This window comes from Verminephrobacter aporrectodeae subsp. tuberculatae At4 (assembly GCF_000193225.1).
Classification (GTDB): domain Bacteria; phylum Pseudomonadota; class Gammaproteobacteria; order Burkholderiales; family Burkholderiaceae_C; genus Acidovorax; species Acidovorax aporrectodeae.
On the sequence record NZ_AFAL01000178.1, the window covers coordinates 1 to 508 of the forward strand.

The 508-nt window shown below is 72.2% G+C and carries 1 protein-coding gene; it reads right to left on the minus strand.

From position 1 onward, the window contains the following. The coding region (locus VTU_RS0105640; protein WP_010101774.1) for an amidase at positions 1 to 508 on the minus strand (508 nt) is incomplete at both ends.

A 508-nucleotide genomic window follows, 5' to 3' on the forward strand; every position in this document is an offset into this window, starting at 1 on the left:
CGACGAGGCCTCGGCCGGGGCAATGGTGTAGTACACCGGGATCGACAGTTCGGTGCGCGGCAGGCTGACGGGAACCCGTTTGGCGCCGAGCTTTTCGTATTCCTTCAGCGCCGCATCGATGGCGGCGCGCACGTCGGGCGCCAGGCCGGGGCCAAAGAACTCGGCCGGGACGCCGATGCGCAGTCCTTCGATGGAGTCGCCGAGTGCGCGACCGAAGTCTTCCGCGGGCCGGTCGAGCGAGGTGGAGTCGCGGTCGGGGTCGGGGCCGCACATGGCCGACAGCAGCAGCGCGCAGTCCTCTGCCGAGCGCGCCATGGGGCCGGCCTGGTCGAGGCTGGAGGCAAAGGCGATCATTCCGTAGCGCGACGCCCGGCCGTAGGTCGGCTTGATTCCGGTGATTCCGCAAAACGCCGCGGGCTGGCGGATCGATCCGCCCGTGTCGCTGCCCGTTGCGGCCGGCGCCAGGCGCGCGGCCACGGCGACGGCGCTGCCGCCCGACGAGCCGCCG